This is a genomic window from Cupriavidus sp. GW822-FHT03E04 (genome assembly GCF_058801495.1).
The window spans coordinates 153,443-171,146 of the sequence record NZ_JBXANI010000008.1 but is presented as its reverse complement, the minus strand read 5'-3'; the positions used below and the strand labels follow the sequence as shown (position 1 = coordinate 171,146).

General features: G+C 60.9%; 14 protein-coding genes and 1 pseudogene. 8 read left to right on the top strand and 7 right to left on the bottom strand.

Annotation, left to right across the window (positions count from 1 at the left end; genetic code table 11):
- Positions 1-146 precede the first annotated feature (146 nt).
- Positions 147-1,064: an AraC family transcriptional regulator gene (locus tag AC1RQC_RS13285; protein WP_492373131.1), complete on the bottom strand. Its 918-nt coding sequence runs from the start codon at positions 1,062-1,064 to the stop codon at positions 147-149.
- Between the two features lie 174 nt (positions 1,065-1,238).
- Here AC1RQC_RS13285 and AC1RQC_RS13280 point away from each other — a divergent pair, with 174 nt between their 5' ends.
- From AC1RQC_RS13280 to AC1RQC_RS13270, 3 genes are read left to right on the top strand one after another with little or no spacing between them, the layout of a single operon-like run.
- Positions 1,239-2,333 (top strand): NADH:flavin oxidoreductase/NADH oxidase, encoded by a 1,095-nt coding sequence (locus AC1RQC_RS13280; protein ID WP_492883628.1) that lies wholly within the window; start codon positions 1,239-1,241, stop codon positions 2,331-2,333.
- Positions 2,334-2,380: 47 nt separating this feature from the next.
- A complete protein-coding gene (locus AC1RQC_RS13275; RefSeq protein ID WP_492883626.1) occupies positions 2,381-2,854 on the top strand; it encodes a (2Fe-2S)-binding protein in 474 nt (157 codons plus the stop codon).
- A gap of 10 nt (positions 2,855-2,864) precedes the next feature.
- Positions 2,865-5,111 (top strand): xanthine dehydrogenase family protein molybdopterin-binding subunit, encoded by a 2,247-nt coding sequence (locus AC1RQC_RS13270; protein WP_492883624.1) that lies wholly within the window; start codon positions 2,865-2,867, stop codon positions 5,109-5,111.
- A gap of 199 nt (positions 5,112-5,310) precedes the next feature.
- On the opposite strand, the gene AC1RQC_RS13265 is transcribed toward AC1RQC_RS13270, so the two are convergent.
- The 4 genes from AC1RQC_RS13265 to AC1RQC_RS13250 form a co-directional block, all read right to left on the bottom strand.
- Positions 5,311-6,516, bottom strand: a complete 1,206-nt coding sequence (locus tag AC1RQC_RS13265; RefSeq protein ID WP_492883622.1) for a porin — start codon at positions 6,514-6,516, stop codon at positions 5,311-5,313.
- A gap of 769 nt (positions 6,517-7,285) precedes the next feature.
- Positions 7,286-8,089: a GntR family transcriptional regulator gene (locus AC1RQC_RS13260; protein WP_492373136.1), complete on the bottom strand. Its 804-nt coding sequence runs from the start codon at positions 8,087-8,089 to the stop codon at positions 7,286-7,288.
- A gap of 335 nt (positions 8,090-8,424) precedes the next feature.
- Positions 8,425-8,628 (bottom strand): hypothetical protein, encoded by a 204-nt coding sequence (locus AC1RQC_RS13255; RefSeq protein WP_492373137.1) that lies wholly within the window; start codon positions 8,626-8,628, stop codon positions 8,425-8,427.
- Positions 8,629-8,967: 339 nt separating this feature from the next.
- Positions 8,968-9,996: an AraC family transcriptional regulator gene (locus AC1RQC_RS13250; RefSeq protein ID WP_492373138.1), complete on the bottom strand. Its 1,029-nt coding sequence runs from the start codon at positions 9,994-9,996 to the stop codon at positions 8,968-8,970.
- Positions 9,997-10,122: 126 nt separating this feature from the next.
- Here AC1RQC_RS13250 and AC1RQC_RS13245 point away from each other — a divergent pair, with 126 nt between their 5' ends.
- Complete coding sequence (locus tag AC1RQC_RS13245; RefSeq protein WP_492373139.1) at positions 10,123-11,034, top strand: TauD/TfdA dioxygenase family protein; 912 nt, start codon at positions 10,123-10,125, stop codon at positions 11,032-11,034.
- Between the two features lie 9 nt (positions 11,035-11,043).
- Entirely contained in the window at positions 11,044-11,604 is a 561-nt protein-coding gene (locus AC1RQC_RS13240) for an RBBP9/YdeN family alpha/beta hydrolase (RefSeq protein WP_492373140.1), read from the top strand.
- A 220-nt stretch (positions 11,605-11,824) separates the two neighbouring features.
- On the opposite strand, the gene AC1RQC_RS13235 is transcribed toward AC1RQC_RS13240, so the two are convergent.
- On the bottom strand, positions 11,825-12,820 hold the full coding sequence (locus AC1RQC_RS13235) for a Bug family tripartite tricarboxylate transporter substrate binding protein (RefSeq protein ID WP_492883620.1): 996 nt from the start codon (positions 12,818-12,820) through the stop codon (positions 11,825-11,827).
- Positions 12,821-13,122: 302 nt separating this feature from the next.
- On the opposite strand from AC1RQC_RS13235, the gene AC1RQC_RS13230 reads away from it, so the two are divergent.
- The gene (locus AC1RQC_RS13230) at positions 13,123-14,412 is read left to right on the top strand and encodes an MFS transporter (RefSeq protein ID WP_492883712.1); all 1,290 of its coding nucleotides are present in this window, start codon (positions 13,123-13,125) and stop codon (positions 14,410-14,412) included.
- A gap of 14 nt (positions 14,413-14,426) precedes the next feature.
- On the opposite strand, the gene AC1RQC_RS13225 is transcribed toward AC1RQC_RS13230, so the two are convergent.
- Positions 14,427-15,566 (bottom strand): LysR family transcriptional regulator, encoded by a 1,140-nt coding sequence (locus AC1RQC_RS13225; RefSeq protein ID WP_492828213.1) that lies wholly within the window; start codon positions 15,564-15,566, stop codon positions 14,427-14,429.
- On the opposite strand from AC1RQC_RS13225, the gene glaH reads away from it, so the two are divergent.
- Positions 15,459-16,364, top strand: coding sequence for a glutarate dioxygenase GlaH (gene glaH / locus AC1RQC_RS13220; protein WP_492883710.1), 906 nt, complete (start codon positions 15,459-15,461; stop codon positions 16,362-16,364). The two genes, AC1RQC_RS13225 and glaH, sit on opposite strands and share 108 nt — an antisense overlap.
- Positions 16,365-16,481: 117 nt before the next feature.
- Positions 16,482-17,663 (top strand): annotated as a pseudogene (locus AC1RQC_RS13215) (alpha-hydroxy acid oxidase); the annotation flags it as partial.
- Between the last annotated feature and the right edge of the window lie 41 nt (positions 17,664-17,704).

The following is a 17,704-nucleotide window of genomic DNA, read 5'->3' as shown; positions in this document are numbered from 1 at the left end:
ACCATTCTCGGTCATTTGCTCCGCAGCGAAGACCAGCTTTAGAGACGACCGCACGGTCATTCGCCAACGCGCCATGAAAAGCGACTTTCCAATCGCTCGTGGGCCTACCAAATGGGCGCCCATGCCAACACGACTGTGTTTGCTTTTCACCCAATGCGCAGCCGCTGAATATCACGCAATGGAGGCGCGCCGAAAAGGCGTGCATATTCTCGACTGAACTGTGATGCACTTTCATACCCAACTTGCAGGCTTGCACTTCCCGCGTCGAGGTTTTGGCTGAACATTAGCTGACGCGCTTGCTGGAGACGCAATTGCTTCTGGTACTGGAGCGGGCTCGTGCCAGTGATGGCGCGAAAATGCTGCCGAAACGTAGATGGGCTCATGTGCGCAGTCGCCGCAAGTTTGTCGACGTGCAGAGTCTGAGCGAAATTCAACTTGAGCCAGGCCACCGCCCTGGCGATCTGTTGACTCGGTGAACCTGTCGCTACCAGCTTTCGAAGTGCCGGGCCATTGCCTCCCGCCAGCAGGCGTACGGCGATCTCCCGTTGAATCAACAAGGAGACTTGGGGTATCAGCTTTGGCTCATCGAGCAATCGAACGAGGCGGATCAACGCATCCAGAACGTGCGCCTCAAGGTCACTGAATGAAATTGCCCGGTCCGAACTCTCCTTCGGGGGCTGCGCCAATTCCATCTCGGCCGCCAGTTGCACGATGACGCGCGGATCCATAGCCAGCATCAGGCCAAGAAACGGAGCGGCCGGCGTAGCTATGGTCACATTTGACACGACCGGCAGGTCGATAGTGGTCAACATGGATTGCCCGGGACCATAGTTGAATACGTCATCACCGAGCATGACCTGCTTGCCGCCCTGAGCGACAACACCCAGGCCGAACCCGTAGATGCACGGCATGGGTTCTGCGGCGGCGCTCCTGCGGTGGAGAGTCAAGCCTGAAATTGCAGTGGAGTAGTCGCCATCGCTTTGGGCAACCCGGCTGATTGCCTCCACGAGGGCATCAATGCCCGCAGCCTTGACGGGAATACTCTTGCTGTCGCTCGCGTTCATCGTCCTTTTCGGCCCTCGGTTTGCTGTTCGGAGTCTAGCACCGGGCTGAAGCCAACCTACCCTGATGGCGCGCTATTCGCCGGATTGTGCAAAAAGTGGCGCAAATCTGGCAAACGGTTTCGACGCCTGATCCCTCAGACTGGCTCCCGTTGATGCTTACCCGGAGCTTTCCAGATGCCGTCCCTTTTCTCGCCCTACACCTTGAAGGGCGTCACCCTTCGTAATCGTATCGTCGCCTCCCCCATGTGCCAGTACATGGCTGAGGATGGGCACCTCAACGACTGGCACCAAAGTCACTATGCGACGCTGGCCCGCGGCGGCGCTGGACTCGTCATCGTTGAAGCCACGGCCGTGTCGCCGGAGGGACGGATCACGCCTGGCGATGTGGGCCTGTGGGGAGATTCTCACATTGCAGGCCTCGCATCTGCGGCCAAGGCCATCAAGGCCGGCGGCGCCGTAGCGGGTATCCAGATTGGCCACGCCGGTCGCAAAGCCGGCTGCACTCCGCCCTGGGAGGGCGGTGCGCCGCTGAACGAGAAGGACCCGCGAGCCTGGCAACCGGTGGCGCCAAGCGCGTTGCCCTTCATGCCCGCCAGTGCGCATACGCCACGCGAGATGCGCGTTGAGGACATCCAAGACACGCAGCAGCACTTCGTAGATGCCGCACGCCGCGCCCTGCAGGCTGGATTCCAGTGGCTGGAACTTCATTTTGCCCATGGCTTTCTCGGGCAGAACTTCCTGTCCACTCACTCCAATGCGCGGGACGACCACTACGGCGGCTCGCTGGAGAATCGCGCCCGCTTTCTGATCGAGACAGTGGCCGCAGTGAGGAAGGTATGGCCGGAAAACCTTCCGCTAACTGCGCGCCTGGGTGTTGTGGAATTTGACGGCCGCGAAGACGAAACGCTCACGGATTCCGTTCAGGTCCTGAAGTGGCTCAAGGATGCCGGCCTGGATCTCGTCGACGCGGGACTTGCCCTGTCGATCTCGGAAGAACAAGTGCCATGGGGGCCCAATTTCTTGGTGCCCTACGCACAACGGATTCGCGCGCAAACCAGTCTGCCAGTTGCAACGAGCTGGCAGATCACCAGCGCGCAAGAGGCCGACACCTTTGTTCGTGAGGGGCAACTGGACCTCGTCTTCTTAGCGCGTACCCTGCTGGCGAATCCGCATTGGCCTTTCCATGCGGCGCGCGATCTCAAGCTCGAGAATGCGGCGTCGGTGCTGCCCACACCCTACGCCTTCTGGTTGCAGAACTGGGCCAACTGAGATCGGCAGGCTCGCGCGAATGAAAGTCTACGGAGAATCGAACCAGCATGAGCAAACTCAACGTCAACGGCCGTGAGCACACGGTAGACGCCGATCCCGGCACGCCCATTCTATGGGCCCTACGCGACACACTTGGCATGACCGGCACGAAGTTCGGCTGCGGTGCCGCGTTGTGCGGCGCTTGCACCGTGCATCTGGACGGGCAAGCCATCCGCTCGTGCATCACGCCGATCTCAGCCACTGAGGGCAAGAAGATTGGCACCATCGAGGCCGCCACCGATGGCAGCGACCGGCTCGGAACCGCTGTGCATGCGGCGTGGGTCAAGCACGACGTGGCGCAGTGCGGTTACTGCCAGAGCGGGCAGATCATGAGCGCTATCGCCTTTCTGAAATCGCTACGTCGCGGCAAGCAACCAACCGCCGCCGAGATCGATGCCGCCATGGCGGGCAATATCTGCCGATGTGGCACCTACGCCCGCATCCGCGCCGCGGTGGCCGATGCCGCCAAGTCCGTCGCCTGAAGGAGCCGCCATGTTGCCCAATTTTGACTACAGCGAAATGCCGCGCGCCCTTCTGCATATGCTGGAGCGAGACCACGCCGACAACGCCGCCAGGCTGTCGCGCCGTAGCTTCCTGAAACTGACGGGCACTGCCGGCCTGGCGCTCGGTGCCTTCCCGCATCTGGCGATAGGACAAGCTACCGGAAACGGCCACGCTACGAATGCCCTGAAGCCGACGCAGCAGCCCTTGGCCTTCGTGCAAATTTCCCCAAATGGCGAAGTCATGGTGACCATCAACCGGCTTGAGTTCGGCCAAGGCGTACAGACCGCGTTGCCGATGATTCTCGCCGAGGAGCTGGACGCCGACTGGAACCTGGTGCGTAGCCGGCACGGCTCGAACGACGCGGCCTTCGTCGACCCGCTATTCGGCATTCACCTTACCGGTGGCTCCCATTCGGTCAAGAACAGCTTCACGCAGTACCGAGAACTCGGTGCGCGAGCCCGCGCGATGTTGCTTTCTGCCGCGGCAGCACGCTGGAACATAGACGTGTCGACGCTGCGTACCCGGGCCGGGGCTGTGCTGGGCCCGGGCAGCAGGAAGCTGACCTACGGCGAGCTGGCCGAGGCCGCCATGGCCCTGCCCGTGCCCGAGAACGTCACCCTCAAGAGCCCGCAGGACTTCCGCATTATTGGGCGCCCCACGACACGCCTCGACGCGCGCGCCAAGAGCAGTGGGCGTCAGGACTTCGGCATTGACGTGCATCTCCCTGGTCAGCTCACCGCTGTGGTGGCGCATCCGCCAGTGTTCGGCGCCCGGCTGAACACGATGGACGATAGCGCCGCGCGCGCCGTCAAAGGGGTGAGGGCCGTGCTGCGCGTGCCGCTGGACCGCGGCGGCGAAGGCATTGCGGTGGTGGCCGACGGCTACTGGCCTGCCAAGCAGGGGCGCGACGCACTGAAGTTGCAGTGGGATACGGGCGCAGTGGAAAAGGTGGACAGCGAACGGTTGCTGGCCCAGTACCGCGACCTGGCCCGTCGTCCCGGGCCGCGCCAGTTCGACGCCGACATGGCATCCCTGGCCACCGCTGCGCACCAGCTCGAAGCCGAGTTCGTGTTCCCCTACCTGGCCCACGCACCGATGGAGCCGCTGAACTGCACCGTCCAACTGTCTGACGGGCATGCCGAACTGTGGGTCGGCACCCAGTGCCCGGGTCTCGACGGTATCGCCGCCGCGCGTGCGCTGGATCTCAAGCCCGAGCAGGTGAAGATCCATGTGCAAATGGCGGGGGGCGGCTTTGGCCGGCGTTTCGTGGGCACCAGCGACTATGTGGTCGAGGCCTGCGAGGTCGCGAAGGCCGCTCGCGCCGCCGGCATGAACGCGCCGGTGCGCACGCTCTGGAGCCGCGAGGACGACATAAAAGGCGGCTACTACCGCCCCATGCACCTGCACCGCGCGCGCATCGGCTTCGATGAGCGCGGCAAGGTGCTGGCCTGGGACCACGTCATCGTTGGTCAATCCATCACGACCGGGACTGTGTTCGGGGAATTCCAGATAAAGAACGGCATCGACGCCACGGCCACGGAGGGTATGCGTGCTCCCTACCCGCTACCGATGCGCCTGACTGTTCACCACCCCAAGCTAAACGTACCGGTTCTGTGGTGGCGCAGCGTGGGTTCCACCCATACCGCATACGTCATGGAAACCTTGCTGGACGAGATTGCGCGCGCCACCAAACAGGATCCGGTGGCGTACCGCATGGGCCTGTTCGGTGACAAGAATCCGCGGCACCGCGCCGCATTGCAACTGGCGGTGGACAAGAGCGGCTACGGCAAGAAGCAATTGCCTTCGGGCCGCGCCTGGGGTGTCGCTGTTCACGAGTCCTTCGACTCAGTGGTGGCTTACGTCGTGGAGGCCGCGGTGCGGGATGGCCGTCCGGTGCTGCACCGCGTTACCGCTGGCGTGCATTGCAACCTGGTAGTGAATCCTCGGACGGTGGAGGCGCAGGTGCAAGGTGCGGCGGTCATGGCTCTGTCCATGTGCATGGCAGGCTCGGCCATCACGCTAAAGGACGGCATCGTCGAGCAAAGCAATTTCGGCGACTTCACCGTGGCGCGCATCACGGATACCCCCGCATTCGATGTCCACATCGTGCCCAGCGCCGACCCACCCACCGGCATGGGCGAACCGGGCCTGCCGCCGCTCGCACCAGCGTTTGCCAACGCCATTGCGCGCCTCACCGGCAAGCCCCAGCGGCAGTTGCCCTTCAACTTGGCCTGACCGGACGTTATTGGGAGATTCCGGTCTCCTCTGTGTGCACACCCCGCTGGGCTGATCTGGCAGACGCCGGGGCTGCACGTCTGCCAGATCGCTTGGGCATCGTTTCGTCTTGCCCACCGTGCTTGCTTGCCGCTCTCGATGTTCTTCTTTCGACATCCCACCTTCAGAACACATCTGCAGCGAATTTTCAAACAGGCTCTCAGAACTTGTGGCGAATGCCTGCGGCGACACCGAGCATATTGCTTTGGCCGCTGGCAAGCGTGTAGCTATTGCCAAGGGAAAGGCTGTTCGCGTAGGCGATCATCGCGGAATCCAGTCCCAGGCCCGCGTTCTTTGCATATGCCGTGGTCAAGTAGACATCAGTCCGCTTGGAGAGGGCGTAGTCGGCGATGAAAGCAACTTGCCATGGGTTCGGGGTCGACGTGTTCGCGAAAAAGCGTTTGACGTGGTCATAGTTGTATTCGAGCGTCAGGCCAAGCGCCGGCGTCACCTGGTAGTTGGCGCCGATCCAGTAGAGGTCGTCGCGTTCAAGCAGGCTGCCATTCTGGTCCCTGTTCTGGCCCCAGCGGTAGCCGCCCATGATCTTTGCCTGGCCAAACGCATAGCTTCCCGCGATCGTCGCCTTCTTGAAGCTTCCACTCCCGAGGACAGCAGCATTCAAGGGGTTCGAAACGGTGGGATTGAACTGGTCGTAAGCAACAGCCACGCCGACAGGGCCGGCAATGTAGGTCAAAGCCGCACCATAGGCGGTATCGCGACGGAACTGGCCAGGGACTTCACCGTTGCCGCCTAGAAGCGGGCCATTGGCCACCGTCGTCGGCAACGCCAGGCCGGTACCGAAGGACCAGTGTGCCAGTGCGGTGACCGGGCCGAACCGACCTGTGTACTTGATGGTGTTGTCCTCGCGGAAGTTCGCGCCTGTCAGCATCACGATCGGCTCATACTGCGTGGCAAAAGCTGCGGGTACAAAGTTTGCGAGGCCTTCGAACATCGACGTGTACTGACGGCCAAAAGTCAGTTGGCCAAACTGCGAGCTTTGCATGCCCACATAGGCTTGGCGACCGAACAGGCGGCCGCCCTGCTGCGACGTGCCGGCATCCAGGTTAAAGCCGCTCTCCAAGACAAAAATGGAATTCAGCCCGTTGCCGAGATCTTCCACGCCACGCAAGCCCCAACGCGATCCAGACAGGCCGCCAGAGTCCATTCGGTAGACATTGTTTGACGGGCCCGCATTGAACTTGTTGGCTGCACTGGGCACCGCGCCAACATGGCTAGCAAATTCGACGTTCATATCCGCCACGCCATAAAGCGTCACGCTGCTCTCTGCGTATGCGCCGCCGGTGCAGATTGCGCCCGCAGCGATGAGTGCACCATGAAACGTGCTCCGCTTGCTGAATGATCCCATTGTCTCTTCTCCTTTGGTTTATTTCTGCGCCCCTGGCGTCCTCGTTGACCCGTGGCACCGCGACTACGGCAACGCTATGGGAGTGGGGTCGCGTACTAGATCCACTAGATCGAACGTCACATTCGCTGCCGCGATCACAGCGAACGAAGCGTTCGTGTCCAGCCCGGCTGTCCATAGGCCGGCCATCGCCACCAGAGAATCTCCGCGCGGGTCATCTTGTTCGATCCGCATCATGAAACGTTCGATCACAGCCAGCGCGCTTCAGTAGCGTTCCTTACCGATCAATGCCCTATTCCGGCCTCGGGTGCAGGCAATGATATCAGCCAGAAATCTTTCTTGTCGACATAAATAACATTGAATGAAATGCGTTGAACGCCGCAAGCGCGCGCAGTTGGCCTTCGCGCGGCTCTGAGGCGACCCCGCGGTCACTGCTATGCTTATTCATTGGGAGATTGCCCTGAGGTGGCGCGCATCGGCAGGTGCTTTGGCTCGTTCTCCCGCGTGCGCAGCAGGTGAATAAGCAGCCGGTCTTGCCGGCGCCGAGGAGCCCGTGCCGTTCTGAGGAATTCGATTCGGGTAAAGCCCCGTTCAACACACAGCGGCGCTTGAGACTCTGCTAACCCGCGCTGATTTCTCCCGTTGGCACAGCCGCAGCCTCGCGGGAGCCATACTTGCGAGCAGATATCGCGATCTTCGCTGGCAGCCTGCTGATAGAGAGGATAACTGGAGAGCGATGGCGGGCAGTCTTGCCCGCGCGCGCTTGGAAGGCCTACGCCGGCACAGCGCTGCGGCCGGCAGCGCCGCCCTTGCCTTTCTGGACGCCGGATGACAGGGCACGGACGGCAGCTTCGCGGGAATTTCCGATGCGCTTGTGCGCGGTCTGCAAGACCGCTTCGATGTCCCGCTTGATTACAGCGCGCTGCAGAGCACGCCAGGTCTTGAAGGAATTCTCCAGCGAGCCGGGATGGGCTGCGAGCCCCAGCCGCACATAGCGCAGGACCCGCAGCGAGATAGAGTTCAGCACCTCCCCTACCAGCCGGTTGCTGGACAGATCTGCCATGGCCATGTTTGCCAGGAAGGTCACGCTGATATAGGCGTCTACCGATTCCTCGGCGGCCTTGCTGAACTGCGGAATGAATTGCTCGAACAACGCTTCCAGCGCGTCCGCACGCTCTTCCATCAACTGCCTGAGCAGGATCTCGAACAGCGCGTCCCGCACGACGTAGATATCCCGCAGGTCCTGGGCATTGGGCTCGGTGACGATGGCGCCGCGCCGGGGACGGAACTCAATCAAGCGCTCCCGCTCCAGAATGCGCAAGGCCTCGCGCACAGGAGCGCGGCTGACCGCCAGGACCTCGCTGATGTCTTTCTCCAGCAAGCGCTGGCCTGCGTGGATCACGTCGATCGTAATCAGGCCCGCCAGCCGTACCGCAATCTGGTCAGCTACGGATGCCGACCAGTCGCGTCCATGCATAAGCGCCTGCTCGACAGCCAGCGTGACCGGATTCTGCGGTGTTTGCGGTGCAAGCAGCGACTGCAATTCCGGCGTGTTGGTAGTCTTGAGCCTGCCCATGAGTGGTAAGTCCTTCCGATGATTGGGGAACGGGTCGGGTGCTGCCCTTGGTCGGCATTGCACCGCTTGCAGCGCCCGAGATCTTACCTTACGTGGCGAATCGGGCAGATTGCGGATACTGCCAGAGCCAACGGGACCATTGATCCTGGCAGCCGCGCGTTCCCAAAACGACAAGGGCCTGCGCAGGACGACGTCCTTGCAGGCTCGCTACGGGCCCCCGGTACATCGGGCCGCCGCAGAAACAGGGGGCCGCACGCCAGGGCAGAGACAGGGGAAGCGGAGCCAGCAAGGAGGCGCTTGACGCCCGCCGTCGCTCGCGTATTCCGATACCGCGCCTACTCGTCGGCTCCGGGAAGCGCATCGATGTTCAGGTATTTGCGCACGACGTACCCGTCATGTTCCCACGCAATCAGATCGGTCAACAGCATCGCTGCCGTGGCATAGGACAGCCGCTCGGCGAGCCAGCAGAATCCCATGCAGATCGCCCCGCCCATCCGATGGAGGTACGGGCCATTACCGGCTGGCTGATCGTCTTTCATTGTGATATCTCCCCTCGCCCATGTTCTGCGCGCACGGCCCGCAGAACATGGAAGCTTGTCACCCTGGCATCCAAGCATGCGCGGCGCTTTCCGATGGCGCTCCAGGAAAGGCGTGCCGTCCCCATGATACGGTATTTTATTTTTGTCGACAATATAAGCGCTAGCCCGCACTGGTTCCACTGAGGGTTCCGCAGAGGCTGTGGGGTCACTGAAGGTTGCTCGAACGCCTATTCGCCACGCGCCGCGCGGCTGGCCAGACGGAAGCCCTGCGGAACCCGGCAAAGAGAGCGTCAATACAAGACATGGCCTGACGCGGCTTGCGCTCTGCCGGGATTATGCTCAGGTCGGTGCCGTCTGTCGGCGCAATGTGCCGCGCGCTGCCCTGCTCTCCTTGGGGCTGCAGCCAAATTGCACGTGATACCAGCGCGAGAATCCGCTCGGCGCGGAAAAACCGAGCAGGGTCGCCACCTCCGTCAACGGACGATCGCTCTCGGTGACATGGCGTATGGCGAGTTCCGTACGAACGTCGTTAACGATCGACGAGAAGCTCTGCCCGTGTTCCGCCAGCCGGCGCTGGACCGTGCGGCACACCACGCCCAGATGCTCCGCAACCTGTTCGATGCTGCAGCGCCCGCTGGGCAACAGCAGCAGGATCATGCGCCGCACATCCTCAAGCATTGTCGCCTGCTGCGACAGGGCTGACGCGTCTATCAGCCGCTGCGCGTAGCGCCCCATGGCCGGATCCGCGGACGGGTTGCGTGCATCGAGATCGGCCTTTGCGCAGATAATGCAATTGAAGTCATAGTTGAATTCGACGCAAGGGCCAAAAAACCGCCGGTGGATACTCAGATCGCGCGGCGCGGGGTGCTCAAAGCAAACACGCCGCGGCTCCCAGTCGGGCTTGTGGAGCTGACGTATCAACCGCACCATGACACCAAGCGCCAGCTCAACCCTTTGACGCGTGGGTTGATGTGCGCTGCCAGCCACTACCACCTCGCGAATAATGACCAGTCCATCGCACTCCTCGATCGCCAGCGACAGCGCACTGTTGAGCGACGCTTGATAGCGCACCAGCATGTGAAGCGACTCACGCAGGGTCGCCTGGTCGCGGATCAGCAATCCTACCGCCCCAAGATTGGACAATAGGCGCGACTCGGCCATGCACAGCCCGAAACTCTCGTTGCCTGACATGGTTGCGGACGCCTGAAGCAGCCGTCCGACACGTTCGACGGGAATCATGATGTCCGGCTCGCTCAGTACGCTCGGACTCAACCCCGCATCAAAGAGCATCCGCACTGGGTCCAGTCCAGCGGCTCTGGCGACCTCGTTGTAGTTGGTGAGGGCCGCGGCGCGGACAAGTGACGACATTAGAGTACTGAGTAGGACATTGACATGGAATGATAAATGCCTGTCATGTACTGTCAAGCGGGAGATACCCGCGACATCCAGACTCGCAAGGATCGATCGGCCAAACCGACAATCGGAGACACGCTCATGATTCAACACCTCAAGGCGGCACCCGCAGTGGTCCGCGCAACCTCTCTAGGCAACTCGATCCGGGTCGAGCCCATCACTTGCACGATCGGTGCGGAACTCAGCAACGTCAACCTGGGCGCGGCTGCCGAGGACGACCAACAGATGGCGGAGATTCGGGCGCTGCTCCTGAAACATCGCGTGGTGTTCTTCCGCGACCAGGACATCACGCGCGCGCAGCACGTGGCCTTTGCGCGCCGCTTCGGTGAGCTGGAGGACCATCCAGTGGTAGGCAGCCATCCCGATTACCCAGGACTGGTTCAGATCTATAAGACCCCGGACAGCCCCCCCGAACGCAACGAGAATTCCTGGCATACCGATGCCACCTGGCGCGAAAAGCCTCCGATGGGCTGCGTGCTGCGCTGCGTCGAATGCCCGCCTGTAGGCGGTGACACGATGTGGGTCAACATGGTCGAGGCTTACAACCAGTTGCCCGAGGATATCAAGACGAAGATCGCCTCATTGCGCGCGCGCCACAGCATCGAGGCGAGCTTCGGTGCCGCGATGCCGATCGAAAAGCGTCTTGCGCTGAAGGCTCAGTACCCGGACGCCGAACACCCGGTTGTGCGCATCCATCCCGAAACCGGAGAGAAAGTGCTGTTCGTCAATGGAAGCTTTACGACGCACTTCACAAATTTCAATGTGCCGGCCAACGTGCGCTTCGGGCTGGACAAGGCGCCGGGTGCCGGCAATTTGCTTAGCTACCTGGTCAGCCAGGCCAACATCCCCGAATACCAAGTGCGTTTTCGTTGGAAGAAGAACAGCGTTGCATTCTGGGACAACCGTTCAACCCAGCACTACGCAGTGATGGATTATCCACCGTGCCACCGAAAGATGGAGCGTACCGCCATCATCGGTGACGCGCCTTACTGAAAGATCGACATGACCTCTACGGCACCGACCGTTCTCATCGTCCCTGGCCTGCGTGATCATGTGCCGGAACACTGGCAAACCCTGCTGGCGGCGACGCTGCCTCGCGTCGTCAGCGTCGCTCCGCTTGAGCAAGACAAGCTGAGTTGCGCTGCTCGCGTCGACGCGATCGATCGCGCTTTGGCCACCATCGAGGGGCCGGTGATCATCGTGGCGCACAGCGCAGGCGCTATGATGGTCGCCCATTGGGCCGCCCGAGGCGCCACACGGGAGATCCTCGGCGCACTGCTCGCGGCGCCCGCGGACCTCGAAACGTCCATGCCGGCAGGCTATCCGACGCTCGGCACGCTGAGCGACCACGGCTGGCTGCCGATCCCTCGCGGCACATTGCCGTTTCCGAGCATCGTTGCGGCGAGCAGCAACGATCCCCTGACGCGCCTCGATCGCGCCCGTGGCCTGGCGAAGGCGTGGGGCAGCCGCTTTGTCGAACTCGGCGAGGTCGGGCATCTGAATCCCGCTTCAGGCTATGGCGAGTGGCCGCAAGCCAAAGCGTTCATTCGCGAACTCTCGTGACCGAACCGGCGGCGGAATGCCGCCGGCCGGGAAAAAAAGAGCGGGCCCGCGGGATTTGAAGATGGCGGCGCCCGCTATAAACGATCAGCCAGACTCGACGACCGCGATCCGTATCCGTAACTGACGGACGAGCCAGATCGACGATGCCGCATACACTGGCCAACGACTGCGCAAAGGCCATTCGGACTGCAATGGCGAGCTTGCGCAGAATAATCGCTTATTAATCCGGCTGGTAGTTAATGGACTTCAGCAGCGCGGCCTGTTGCTGGTATGCCTGCTTCAGGTCCGCCATCAACTCTTCCGACGTAGCGGCGCCCCCCTGCTCCATCCCCATGTCCTTGACGTGGTTCTGCACCGCGGGTTGATTGAAATACGCCAGTGTTATCTCGCGGATTTTCTCCTGGATTGCCGGAGCGACGTCCGGGCGGGACCACACTGCGAACCACCCTGCTTGCGCCAGTTGCGGGTAGCCGAGCTCCTTGAAAGTCGGCACATCCGGCAATTCGGCAATCCGGGTCGGATAGTTCAAGGCAATCGCCTTGATCTTTCCCGCTTTGATCAGCGGCAACGAGGTAGTCACCCCATCGAACATCAGGGGCACATGACCACCCATCAGGTCGTTCAACGCCGGGGGCGAGCCTTTGTAGCCCACATGCCGCATTGGTACATGCGTGAGCTGCCCGAGCAGGATGCCCGAGGTGTGGCCCTTCAATCCCGTAGCATAGGACGCGAAAACGATACCGTCCTTCTGCGATTTGCCGTAGTCCACCAACTGCTTCAGGTTGGAGATGGGCACATCCTTGTTGGCAACCAGCACCAGCCCCGTGCGACTGATCTGGGCCAGGGGCTTCAGGTCCGTAAAAGGCTTGTAATGGACCTTGTAGGCCAACGGCGCCTCGCTCACGACACCGCCCTGGATAACCAGGAAGGTATAGCCATCCTTGCCGTTGGACTGCAAATCGCTGATCGCCAGCGCACCGGCGGCACCAGCCTTGTTTTCTACGATGACGGGCTTGCTCAATTTTTGCTGCAGGCCTTGCGCCAGCAGCCGGGCCAAGGCGTCGGCGCTGCCGCCGGCAGGCCCCGCCACCACCAGACGGATCGGCTTGCTGGGCCAAGCCTCCTGGGCCTGGGCCACGGACATGCCCCCGGCGACACCAACACCGATTACCAAGGCGCAACCGCGCCACCCCAAGTGATTGGCCTGCTTCTTCATGTCTACCCCTTTTGATTTCGATTGCGGTGCTTTGCGTGTTTAGAAAGGCTTGTTCGTCTATTCTCGGATCGCACCGGGCCAACCGGCTTGACCATTCACGACAAGTTATTACCAACTCGCGCAAGCAAGGGGAAAACCCTGCTCAGATCTCCAGAGCGTGCAGGCTGGCCCCGGCCACGGCTCCCCTGCGCCTGCGGATGACTGTCATAAATAGCCAAGTTCAAGGCGTGCAAGGTAAAGCGGGAAGTAGCGCCAGGCTAGATGATCCGATGCAAGAAGTCATAAGGAGACAGAAATTGAACATGTCTACGAGTAACGCGATGCCGGCTCGGCCGGCTGCGGCTACCACTGGTGCCCGACCCTACGCGTGGGTGGTCTTTGCATTGATGTTTTGCTTGTTACTGTCTGACTACATGTCGCGGCAGGCGATCAATGCCTTGTTTCCACTATTGAAAGCGCAGTGGCGGATTTCCGATACACAGCTCGGTTCGATTAGCAGCGTGGTGCCGTTGATGGTCGGCGTGCTGACCCTCCCGTTCTCCATCATCGCGGACCGCTGGGGGCGCGTCAAAAGCATTGCACTGATGGTGGCGGTGTGGAGTGTTGCCACGCTCGGGTGCGCCATTGCCAGCACCTATCACGAGATGTTCGTTGCGCGCTTGTTCGTTGGCGTCGGCGAGGCTGCCTATGGAAGTGTCGGATTCGCTATGCTCGTGAGCGTCTTCCCAAGGCATATGCGGTCTACCATTGCCGGCGGCTTCACGTCTGCCGCTGCCTTTGGGTCCGTGCTCGGTGTTTCGCTTTCCGGGATCATTGCGACGCACTTTGGATGGCGATGGTCAATGGGTCTGATGGCGATCGTTGGTTTTGTGCTGGTGATCATTTATTACTTCGTGGTCACCGAGAAAAAACTCGCGAGTACGCAACCGGACAATGCAAACGGAACTCCGGTCCTCGGGCATGTGAAACTAACACCGCGCGCGTTTTTCTCTGGCCTGTTTCCGTCCCGTTCCGTCTTTTGTGCCTACCTCGGTTGCGCCCTGCAGATCTTCGTTCAAGGCACTCTGTTCGTGTGGCTGCCCAGCTACCTGAATCGCTACTGGGGCATGCCTGTCAGCGAAGCAGCCACATTGGCGGCAGGCCTGGTCCTTGTCAGCGGCCTGGGCCAACTCATATGCGGTGTGATGACCGATCGGATCAGCGGGGGTTCGTCGCTCAAAAGGTGGAACATGGCCATTGGCTATTGCCTCGTGTTAGGCGTTCTGCTGGCGATCGCGTTCCGTTTGCCACAGGGCAATCTGCAACTCGCGCTCCTTGCGCCCGGGGTGTTCTTCCTTGCCAGCTCGTTCGGCACATGTAGCGCGATCATTGCCGGGGCCACGCCGCCAGCCATTCACGGCTCGGCATTTGCCACGCTAACGCTGTTCAACAACATACTGGGCCTCGCAGCAGGCCCCTTTATCACCGGCATGGTAGCGGATGCGGTTGGTCTTCAAGTTGCCTTGCGCTGGCTACCGTTCGCGGCAATTCTGCCCTTCACCGTGTTCCTCATTGGCAGATGGTGCTACGTCGCGGAAGCGCGACGCGGCTGAGCGCGCTGCCGAGTCTACGATGCACGGCCATTGAGAGCCTCAGTTCCAAGTTGCACAAAGGCTCGTACCGCGGGGGATATTTCCCGACGCCTATACGCTAGCGCCAGGTGCACTGAGAACTTGAAGTCGGCGATCTGTGCGTAGAAGATGCCTGGCTGGGAGAAATTCTGCATTGACTCAGGCACGATGGCCACTCCGTATCCCGCGGACGCGAGGCAGATTGCGGAGATGAAATCCTGGACGCGATATTCCAGATGAGGCGTGAACCCTCCGGCTTTGCCCAGGGCGGATAGCGCATCCCCGAATCCTTCCTCGTCTGCAAACTGCGGGACGATGAAGGATTGATCTGCTAGCGCGCGCGCTGAAACGGTCCCTCGCCTTGCAAGTGGATGGCTTCCTGTCATTGCAGCCAGTAGACGTTCAGTCTGCACGACTTTCGTGATCACGCCAGCCGGATAGAGTCGTCTGGGCCTGACAATTCCCACATCAATCTGGCCATCGCTGAGCGCTTCGAGCTGCCTTGGCGTTTCCATTGGCACGACTTCAATCCGGACCATCTCGTGTGACTTCCGGAACTCGCTCAGCATCGTGGACAAAAGGCCGCTGCTTACGCCAGATGCCACATAGCCGAGCCGGATGACGCCAGCCAGCCCTCGGGCAGCCAGGCGTCCCACCTGGTCGGCTCGCTCAATGTGCCGCAGCGCAGCGACCGCCTCGGCATGGAACAGGCGCCCCGCGTCGGTAAGTGACACTGGCTTCCTTTTGTTGCGGTTCAAGAGCGTGACCCCCAAATCCTGTTCAAGGCGTTGGATCTGGGTGCTAAGCCCTGATTGTGCGACACCCAGGCGATCTGCCGCCTTCGCAAAGTGAAGCTCTTCTGCCACGGCAAGGAAGCTCTGCAACTGGCGAACGTCAATCATCGTTTTAATCTCAATTTCGGAACAAAGATTACTGTCTCCTATCTGGATCATATCAAAGAATCCAGATGAAATAGCGCCATACAACACCCCGGAGAACCATCGATGAATGCCCCGCTTCCTGCTGCCGTGCTTGCCAGCAATGACGAGTCCCGCTTCCAGTTTTCTGCCCACCCAGCTCACCATCGCCTCCTGCATGTGACCGTTGAGCGCAATGCCCTTCTTGGGTTCTTGCATGACGTACGCAAGATCGATGTTCAGAATCTCGAGTATGTTCCCTTCATGCGCTACGGGCTCGCGGATGTACTCGCGAAGCATGTCGGCGAAGACTTCGCGACAACCATCAACAGCATTGTGAAGGACCGGCAGCACGGTGGCTTTACGGTAGGCCTCCAGGGACTGACGACGGACGCCGACGATTTCGTTCGCTTCGGCACTGCGATTGGGCACCTCTTGGGGCCCGGCAACCACGATGCAATGTCGGGCACTTACTATGCTCGCTTCGTGGTCAAGCACACGGACGATAGCGACTCCTATCTGCGCCAGGCCTATCGACTCTTCACGATGCACACCGATGGCACCTTCGTTACCGAAGCGACGGACTGGCTGTTGATGATGAAATTCGCAGAACAGAATGCAAGTGGCGGCGAGTCCCGATTCTTGCATCTGGACGATTGGCAAGAGCGTGACCGGTTTGTCAGTCACCGCCTCGGGACGCAGCCTTTCCTCTACAAGGCGCCGGGGTCCAAGAATGTCAGCGATAGGGTCGAACGGCCGCTCTTCTTCCAGAACGCGTTTGGGCTGTCGATGTCCTTCATCGATCAGTTTGTACAGCCTCGCAATCGCGAGGAGGCCGCATTTCTCAACGACCTGTCGACGTCCATGGAAGCTTCGCCGGGAACAAAGGAAGTTTCACTGCCCGTCGGCGACCTGGTTGTCCTGAACAACTACTTCTACCTCCACGGCCGTGCGCCGTTCGAGAAGAATTCGGCGCTGTTCCGTGAGCTGATGCGCCAGCGAGGCACGTTCGCCTAATCATCAATGTGATCCGGCGTGGCTGATAGTGACAGCGGTTGGGCCTGATAGACGCTTCAAATCAACATGACACATCAAACAGAATTTGCAGATAGCCAGGCCGTTGCGAGCGCTGGAATGCCCGCCAAGCCGGCATATGGAGCCAATAGTCAAATTCATCGACGACTGCGACCGATTCTCTCGCTGGCCGATTTTGAAGTCGCGGCAAAGAGGGAGCTTCCGCGCCCGATCTTTGGCTATATTGCCGGCGCCGCGGAGGATGGAAAGTCGCTTGCCGCGAACAGGACGGCATTCGACGAGGTCAAGTTTCGTCCCAAAGTCCTTGTCGACGTGTCGGCAAGATCGCAGGCGACTGAGATCTTTGGGCAAAGTTACGCGTCTCCCTTTGGCGTGGCGCCCGTTGGTATCAGTGCGATTGCCGCTTACCGCGGCGATGTGGTTCTCGCGCAAACAGCGTGGGAAGAGCGGATACCGGCAATCATGAGCGGCACGTCCCTGATTCCGATGGAAGACGTTCACGCAGCCGCGCCAGGCACCTGGTTTCAGGCATACCTGCCGGGTGACGCCGCACGCAGGGACGCCCTGATTGAGCGGATTGAAGCGGCCGGGTTCGCTACGCTTGTCCTCACGGTTGATATTCCCGTTTGGGCCAACCGGGAGAATAACGTCCGTACTGGCTTCTCCTTGCCTTTGCGACCATCTCTGCGCTTGGCGTTCGATGGGATATCTCGGCCGCATTGGCTGGCCGGGACGTTCGCCAGAACGCTCATTTCGAGCGGGATGCCTCATTTTGAGAATTCCTTTGCGTCTCGCGGCGCACCGATCTTGTCGGCCTCCGCCATTCGCGATACGACGGGGCGCGATCACCTGAGTTGGACGGATATCGAGCGAATCCGGCAAAGATGGCGCGGCAACCTGATCATAAAGGGCATTTTGCATACGTCCGACGCCGAACGCGCTGTCGCCTTGGGCGCAGACGGCATCATTGTCTCGAATCACGGTGGGCGCCAACTGGACGGTGCCGTGGAACCGTTTGCTGTATTGCCGGAGATTTGTGAGGCAGTCGCGCACAAGACAACCGTCATGATGGACAGCGGTATCCGGCGCGGTGGTGATGTTCTGAAAGCGTTGGCGCTAGGAGCCCGCTTTGTCTTCCTGGGGCGACCTTTTATTTACGCTGCAGCCGTTGGGGGAGCCGAGGGCGTACGCCACGCTATCACGCTGTTGCGCGATGAGGTCGATCGAAACATGGCCATGCTTGGCGCGAAGACCATCGCAGACGTGAACAATACCGTCATCGTCCAGGGCCACAAAGCCGACCGGTTTGTGTCGCGTTTCCC